Annotated in this window: 8 protein-coding genes and 1 pseudogene; 5 read left to right on the forward strand and 4 right to left on the reverse strand. The window is 71.3% G+C overall.

From position 1 onward, the window contains the following. A pseudogene (locus ABD908_RS26060) lies at positions 1–336 on the reverse strand (CPBP family intramembrane glutamate endopeptidase); the annotation flags it as partial. Positions 337–407: 71 nt separating this feature from the next. Here ABD908_RS26060 and ABD908_RS26065 point away from each other — a divergent pair. Beyond that, positions 408–1,853 carry an NCS2 family permease gene (locus tag ABD908_RS26065; protein WP_345001593.1) on the forward strand — a complete coding sequence of 482 codons (1,446 nt, stop codon included), beginning with the start codon at positions 408–410 and terminating at the stop codon, positions 1,851–1,853. A 52-nt stretch (positions 1,854–1,905) separates the two neighbouring features. Here ABD908_RS26065 and ABD908_RS26070 read toward each other — a convergent pair whose 3' ends face one another. After that, positions 1,906–2,640 (reverse strand): DUF2470 domain-containing protein, encoded by a 735-nt coding sequence (locus tag ABD908_RS26070; RefSeq protein ID WP_345001596.1) that lies wholly within the window; start codon positions 2,638–2,640, stop codon positions 1,906–1,908. Between the two features lie 75 nt (positions 2,641–2,715). On the opposite strand from ABD908_RS26070, the gene ABD908_RS26075 reads away from it, so the two are divergent. From ABD908_RS26075 to ABD908_RS26090, 4 genes are all read left to right on the forward strand, one after another. Next, complete coding sequence (locus ABD908_RS26075; RefSeq protein ID WP_345001598.1) at positions 2,716–3,108, forward strand: hypothetical protein; 393 nt, start codon at positions 2,716–2,718, stop codon at positions 3,106–3,108. A gap of 135 nt (positions 3,109–3,243) precedes the next feature. Next, the gene (gene pheA / locus ABD908_RS26080; RefSeq protein ID WP_345001601.1) at positions 3,244–4,176 is read left to right on the forward strand and encodes a prephenate dehydratase; all 933 of its coding nucleotides are present in this window, start codon (positions 3,244–3,246) and stop codon (positions 4,174–4,176) included. Continuing rightward, positions 4,173–4,802 (forward strand): histidine phosphatase family protein, encoded by a 630-nt coding sequence (locus ABD908_RS26085; protein WP_345001603.1) that lies wholly within the window; start codon positions 4,173–4,175, stop codon positions 4,800–4,802. The genes pheA and ABD908_RS26085 overlap by 4 nt, the downstream gene beginning before the upstream one ends. A 147-nt stretch (positions 4,803–4,949) precedes the next feature. After that, complete coding sequence (locus tag ABD908_RS26090; RefSeq protein WP_345001605.1) at positions 4,950–5,780, forward strand: hypothetical protein; 831 nt, start codon at positions 4,950–4,952, stop codon at positions 5,778–5,780. Positions 5,781–5,782: 2 nt separating this feature from the next. Here ABD908_RS26090 and ABD908_RS26095 read toward each other — a convergent pair whose 3' ends face one another. After that, complete coding sequence (locus ABD908_RS26095) at positions 5,783–6,130, reverse strand: metallopeptidase family protein (RefSeq protein ID WP_345001608.1); 348 nt, start codon at positions 6,128–6,130, stop codon at positions 5,783–5,785. Positions 6,131–6,135: 5 nt separating this feature from the next. Continuing rightward, the coding region (locus tag ABD908_RS26100) for a septum formation family protein (RefSeq protein ID WP_345001610.1) at positions 6,136–7,152 on the reverse strand (1,017 nt) is incomplete at its 5' end.

Below are 7,152 nucleotides of genomic sequence, written 5' to 3' on the forward strand. Positions count from 1 at the left end.
CACGCCGTAACCCGCCGCGCGCGCGGCGGCCCGGCCGGTCAGGCGTCCCAGCCCCAGCGCCGCGGCCCCGATCCCCGTGCGCCGCAGCAGGTACAGGGCCAACGCCGCCCACGCGAACAGCTGCACCGCGTCCAGCGCCTGCAGCGCGAAGTCGATCACGGGGAACCGCGAGCGCACCGGGTTGAGCGACACCGTCGTCTGCGCCACGCCGGGACCCAGTTGGTACCCGATCAGCACCGTCAGCGACCACAGGCCCGACCATGCGAACGTGACCAACAGCACGATGGCCACCTCGGCCCGCAGGTCACGCCGCGCGGCCATCTCATCGCTGCTCACCCGCGCCACTGTAAATGACGTCCGGTTACTATCACCGCGTTCGTTACGGCCAGCGAGTAGGGGGAGCCCAGGTGCCGGCACTGTCAGCTGTCGACCGTTTCTTCAAGATCAGTGAACGGGAGTCGACGGTGGCGCGGGAGGTCCGCGGCGGCCTCGTCACCTTCTTCACGATGGCGTACATCGTGGTCCTCAACCCGCTGATCATCGGCGGCGTCGCGGGAGTGAAGAAGAACACCGACGTCCTGGGCCACGTGCTGCCGACGGCCCAGGTCGCTGCGGTCACGGCGCTGATCGCGGGCGTGATGTCGATCGCCTTCGGCCTGATCGTCAACTATCCCTTCGGCATCGCCGCGGGCCTAGGTGTCAACAGCCTGCTGGCGGTGACCATTGCTCCGCAGGTCACCTGGCCGGAGGCCATGGGCCTGGTGGTGATCGACGGCGTCGTCATCGTGCTGCTCGGCGTGAGCGGGTTCCGGACCGCGGTGTTCCGCGCCATCCCCGCCGAACTCAAGTCCGCGATCGCGGCGGGCATCGGCTGCTTCATCGCGTTCATCGGATTCGTCGACTCGGGCTTCGTCCGGCGCATCCCCGACGTCGCAGGGACGACGGTGCCGGTGGCCCTCGGCATCGATAACTCCGTCGCGGCGTGGCCGACGCTCGTCTTCGTGGTGGGCGTGCTGTTGATGGGTGTGCTCGTGGTGCGCAAGGTGCGCGGCGGGCTGCTGATCGGCATCGTCGTCACCACCGTCTTCGCGATGATCGTGCAGGCGATCGCGGGCCTCGGGCCCTCGTTCGAAAGCCCCGACGGGTGGCAGCTGAACATCCCCGAGGTGCCCACGTCGCTGGGCGGCGTACCGAACCTGTCACTGGTGGGCGACGTCGATCTGGTCGGCGCCTTCAGCCGGATCGGTGTGCTGTCGGCCGTGGTGCTGGTGTTCGCGCTGGTGTTGTCGAACTTCTTCGACGCGATGGGCACCATCACGGGTCTCACCAAGGAGGCGGGGTTGACCGCACCCGACGGCTCGGTGCCGAACATCGGTAAGGCACTCACGGTGGAGGGGATGGGTGCGATCGTCGGCGGTGTCGGCTCGGGGTCGTCCAACACCGTGTTCGTGGAGTCCGCGGCAGGCATCGGCGAGGGCGCCCGCACGGGCCTCGCGAACGTGGTCACCGGTGTGTTGTTCCTGATCGCGATGTTCTTCACGCCGCTCACGCAGGTGGTGCCGTCGGAGGCCGCCGCGCCCGCGCTGGTGGTGGTGGGCGCGATGATGATCGGCCAGCTGCGGGACGTGGACTTCACGCGGTTCGAGTACGCGCTGCCGGCGTTCCTCACCGTGGTGGCGATGCCGTTCACCTACTCCATCGCGAACGGCATCGGCATCGGCTTCATCACCTGGGTGGTGCTGGCCGTCGGGCGCGGTCGCTGGCGCGAGGTGCACCCGCTGCTCTGGGCGGTCGCGATCGTGTTCTGCGTGTACTTCGCCAAGCAGCCGATCGAGACGCTCATCCACCACTGACCCGCGGCGGGTCGGGCGGGCCCACCCCCATGAGGGCCCGCCCGGTCTGGGTTCAGCCCGCCCGCAGGCCGTTGAGGAACGGGCAGCCGAGCAGGATCCGGATCCCCCGCTGCAGGGCTGCCATGTCGACGGCGGGCTGGGTGAAGTTGAGGCGGACGTCCTCGTCGGACGACTCGTGGTGCTCGGCGCGCAGCCGGATGCCGTAGCGGTCGATGCCGAGTAGTCGGATGCGGTGGTTGCGCAGCCGGCCCGGGAGCCGGCGCGCGAGCTGCCCGACCATCTCCGGGTGGCCGGACTCGACATGTGTCAGCCAGGAGAACTCGAAGTCGGCGAACGGGTCGGGCGCCGCCGTGGCGAGGTCGGGGCCGCTCACCGACGCCGCGCCGGACGCGTCCGCGAGCACGGCCGTCTCGACGGGGATCCGAACCAGCCGCGTGCCGTTGCCGATGTCCAGCAGCCCCGGCAGCGGATTCTCCTCGGCGACCAGTCGGGCCAGCTCGGCACCGTCGGCCACCTCGGATGCGCGTCCGCTCAGCCAGACCAGCGACCGGGTGCGCTCGCGCAGCGGCAGCGGCGAGACGTCGTTGACCTCCACCATCGCGCGCAGACCGTGCAGCGGCGGCGCGTCCTCGGCGACGGCGACGATCAGGTCACCGCCCAGAAGGTGGTGCAGCGCGACCGACACGGCGTCGTACTGGTCGGTCACCAGCACTGCTGCGTGAGGGACGACGCACACCGTTCGGACGCGTTCGGCCGGGGTGGGCTCGACGATCGTGGGCGCGCTCACAGACTCTCCTCTGGTTGATAGGTAACCCTAACCTAAAAGATGGAAGCCGGGGATGCAAGCGATAGGCTTGAGATGATGCCTGTCGAACTCCAACTCCTCGGCCCCGCTCGCGAACCCCTCGATCTGCTGGACGGCCTCGTCGTCGCCGAGCCGCCCGAGGCGTTACAGCTGCACCGGTTCGACGGGGACGTGGTGGCGCTCGCCGAATTCCTCGTGTGGGGCGTGCACGACGAGGGGCCCGGATTCGCCGTCGCGGTGGACGACGGTGACGCCGCCCTGGCGGTCCTGGCCGGCACGGTCGCCGCCCTGACCGGCTTCGACATCCCGGCGGCGATCGCGGCGCCGGACGTCGCACGGCTCGCGGGCCTGAACCCGATGGCGCGCGACGCCGTACGGGAGCGGCTACGGTACCTCGTCGCGTCCCGGCCCGCGGACGTGGACGCCCGGCTCCGGCACTTCCTCGGCTGAGCCGCTGAGAACGACGGAATTTCTTCGGTCGTAGGTTCGCGACCAGCAGTTTCCGGCCGGACGCCGGAAAAATTCTGTCGATCTCGGTCGTGCCCCACGTGCTGCGGGAGGCGAACGGTCCACTAGGCTCGGCACGTGACGCGCATCGCCTACTTCGGACCTGCGGGGACGTTCACGGAGATGGCCGCACGCCGCTTCGAGGACCTCGCCGCAGCCGGGGGGCTGACGGTGCCGGGCGTCGAACTCGTCGCCACCGAGCGGATAGCCGCAGCCAGCCCCATCGCCGCCCTCACCCTGGTCGCCGACGGCGAGGCCGAGCTCGCGTGCGTGCCCATCGAGTCGTCCGTCGAGGGGCCGGTCACGCCCACCGTCGACACCCTGGGCTTCGGTCCGCTGCTACAGATCATGGCCGAGACGGACATGCCCGTGGCCTTCTCCATCGCCGGCCGCGTGCCACTCGGGCAGGTGCGCACGCTGGCCGCTTACCCGGTGGCCGCGGCGCAGGTCCGGGAGTGGGTGGCCGCGCACCTGCCCGTCGCGCAGGTGGTCCCGGCGTCATCGAACTCCGGTGCGGCGCAAGATGTCTCGACGGGTCGGGCGGATGCTGCGGTGACCACGGCGTTGGCCGCGCAGATGTACGACGTGCCCGAGCTCGCGGGCGGCGTGGCCGACGTGGCCGACGCGCGTACCCGCTTCGTCCTGGTCGGACGGCCGGGTCCGGTGCCGCCGCGCACCGGCAGCGACTGCACCAGCGTGGTGCTCGACCTGCCCAGCCGGCCCGGTTCCCTTGCGCTCGCGCTGGCCGAATTCGCTCTGCGCGGCATCGACCTCACCCGCATCGAATCGCGACCCAAGCGGACGTCGTTGGGCGAGTACGTCTTCCATCTCGACTGTGTGGGGCATATCGATGATCCGGCGGTCGCCGAGGCGCTGGCCGCCCTGCACCGCGCCTGCGACGGTGTCCGGTTCCTGGGATCCTGGCGCAGGTCCGGCGGCCCCGGCGCCGCGCCCGCGGATCCGGGCGACGCATGGGCATGGCTCGAAGCACTACGGAAGGGCACTCGATGACCGGAACGCTCCACCTGGTACGGCACGGCCAGACCACGGCCAACGCCGCCAAGATCCTCGACACCCGGCCGCCCGGTGCGCCGCTCACCGAGGAGGGGCAGGAGCAGGCCCGCCGGTTCGCCACCGAGCGCCCCGGCGTGGCCCCCGCCGCGTTGCTGTCCTCCGTGGCGCGGCGCGCGCAGCAGACCGCAGGGCTGATCGGACAGGGCTGGGGCGTCCCGGTGCACGTGGTCGACGGCGTCCAGGAGATCCAGGTGGGCGAGCTCGAGGGGCGCAGCGACGACGATGCGCACAAGCAGTTCGAGGCGCTGGTGCGGCGTTGGCACGACGGTGACCACACCGCCGCGCCGGTGGGCGGGGAGTCGGTGCGTGATCTGCTCGCGCGGTACCTGCCGGCCGTGGGGGCCATCCGCGAGCGGTACCTGCCCGACGGTGACGTGTACCTCGTCAGCCACGGCGCCGCGATCCGGCTCGTCGCCGCGCATCTCGCGAACGTCGACTCGGAGTTCGCCTACAAGAACCATCTGGCCAACACGGCTGAGGTGATCCTCGCGCCCGCCGGTGCCGGGTGGGAGCTGGTGAGCTGGGGTACGCCGGTATCGAGCGACGAGGACCCGATGGGCTGACCGCCCGGTCCGGCGGAAGCCGCGTGTCGACGGCTCGGGCGACCGGGTGGTCGATCCGCCCTGAACCTGTCGGTGCAGCGGTCTATCTTTGCGATCGAGGGGCGCGATCACGCGCCGGATCGATCGGAGGGCGAGATGGAACCTCGAGTGCCCGGGGGCCCCGATCCGGGGGACCAGCCCACCGAACTGCGTGACGAGTCCGAGCGGGACACCGCCCTGCGCAAGAGCGACGGGTATGCGGGCGGAGCGTACGGCGACGTGGACCCCTACGGCGAGACATCCGCGCGGACTGTGGAACCCCGTCCCGCCGGGCAGGGCCGGCCGGGCTCGTACGCCGATCAGACATCGCTCCCGCCGTCGGGCGGGTACGGCCCTGCGGGCGGCTATCCGCCGCCGGTCGGGTACCCGCAGTCCGGTGGCTACCCGCAGTCCGGGGCGTACCCGGGGTCGGGGGAGTATGCGCCCACCGGCTCGTACCCGCCCGGCTACGTCCCGCCCGAGTCCGGGGGCACCGGCCGCACCGTGATCACGGCGATCATCGCCGCGAGCGTCGTGATCATCGTGCTGTGCGCGGCGGTCGGCCTGTACCTCCTGCTGTCCGGCGGGTCGAAGTCGCCGTCCGGCGGCACGCAGGCCGCGGGCCCGAGCGTGCAGACGGTGACCGCCGCGCCGACGGTGACGGCGACCGCCGCGCCCACGCGGACACCGGGTACCGCGCCGTCGGACGCCGCCCAGGTGTGCGACGCGTCGGTGACCTCGGCGGGCTCGTACCAGCATTCGGCGGTCAACGGAGTCACCACCTGCCCGTTCGCCGAGAACGTCCGGGCCGCCTACAACATCGCAGGGGCGCCGGGCACCGTCAACGCCTACAGCCCCGCCAAGCGCCGCCTGTACTCGATGGCTTGCAACTACTCAGACGCCTCCACGACGCTGATCGTCTGCACCGGCGGCGACGACGCCGTCGTCTGGCTGTATTGAGCTCAGGCCCACCCCAACTCGTGTAGCCGCTGGTCGTCGATGCCGAAGTGGTGGCCGATCTCGTGCAGCACGGTCACCCGGATCTCGCGGCGCAGCTGCTCCTCGGTGGCGCACATCGCCATCAGGGGCTGGCGATAGATGGTGATGGCGTCCGGGAGGGCGCCGGCGTAGTGGGTGTCGCGGCGGGTCAGCGCGACGCCCTCGTACAGGCCCAGGAGGTGTGGGTTGTCGGGGTTCTGGTCGCGCACCAGGATCACGACGTTCGACATCGCCAGCATCAGTTCCTCGGGAACGTCATCGAGAGCGTCGCCCACCCACTCCTCGAACCGTTCGCGGCTCACCCGCACCATCCGGGTCAGCCCGCCGGCACAGTCTGCGGATTGGGGGCGATGCCCGGCGGAAGCGGCACGGGCGGGGCGATCCGGCGGCCGTTCGGCGGTAGCGGCGTGGGGCGCTTGCCGTCGATCAGCAGGTCGGCGCTCTTCGCGGAGCCGGTGAGCGGCGCGAACACTGGCGCACCCGCCGCTGCCTTACCGGACACCGTCTTCGCCGAACCCACGAAGCAGACCACCGTGCGCGAGCCCGCCGACCACGACTGCTGGGACAGCCTGGTCCACTGCAGCGACAGGTCCGACTTGCGCAGCCCCTGCGGCGAGCCGAACCATGCTGCGGTCCGCGTCGTGCATGCCCGGGCGAGATAGGTCTCCTGCGCCTGCAGCGTGGGCCATGCAGCGTCGGGTCCGCCGAACTGCGCGGCCATGTCGATGACGGCGGTCACCTCGAATGCATGCGGCTCGGTGCAGGGCACGGGCGATGTCGCCGCACCCTGCGCGCTGATGCCCACGCACGTACCCTCCGGCCACGACACCGACTGGTCCTGGTCGGAGACCTTGCCCGTCATGTCCTGCGGGGCGCCGGTGCCGTCGACCATCTCGATCCCGCACCGGGCGGTGCGGTCGCCGTTCTCCCACGCCGCGCGATCAGGGGTCAGCAGGCCCACCTGGAACCGGCCCATCGGGTCGAGGCGCTTGCCGAGGTACGACGCGACCACCGGCGAGCACTGCTGATCGCGCGTCGCCGACAGCACGGCCTCCGTCGGATAGGACGACGAGTCGAAGGCGTGCGCCGGGGCGCCGGCCACCTCGAACTTGTGCGGCGCCGAGCACGGCACCGTGTGCAGCGCAGTGGCGTCGCTACCCGCCCACGTCAGGCAGTCGCCGGCCTTCGATGCGGCGAACTCCGACGCCGCCGGCTCGGCGCGAGGGCCGCCCGAGGTCTCGTGGAACGGGGAGTGCGCGCCGACCTGCCCGGTGGCCGCCAGCACCGCGCCCAGGGCGACCGCGCCGACGACGCCCGCGCCAAGTACCTCGGC

Source organism: Tsukamurella soli (assembly GCF_039541155.1).
GTDB lineage: Bacteria > Actinomycetota > Actinomycetes > Mycobacteriales > Mycobacteriaceae > Tsukamurella > Tsukamurella soli.

Excerpts from the sequence above, each read along its gene's own strand:
- ABD908_RS26075 (WP_345001598.1), top strand. The coding sequence starts at position 2,716 with ATGCCTGTCGAACTCCAACTCCTCGGCCCCGCTCGCGAACCCCTCGAT.
- ABD908_RS26085 (WP_345001603.1), top strand. The coding sequence starts at position 4,173 with ATGACCGGAACGCTCCACCTGGTACGGCACGGCCAGACCACGGCCAAC.
- ABD908_RS26095 (WP_345001608.1), bottom strand. The coding sequence starts at position 6,130 with ATGGTGCGGGTGAGCCGCGAACGGTTCGAGGAGTGGGTGGGCGACGCT.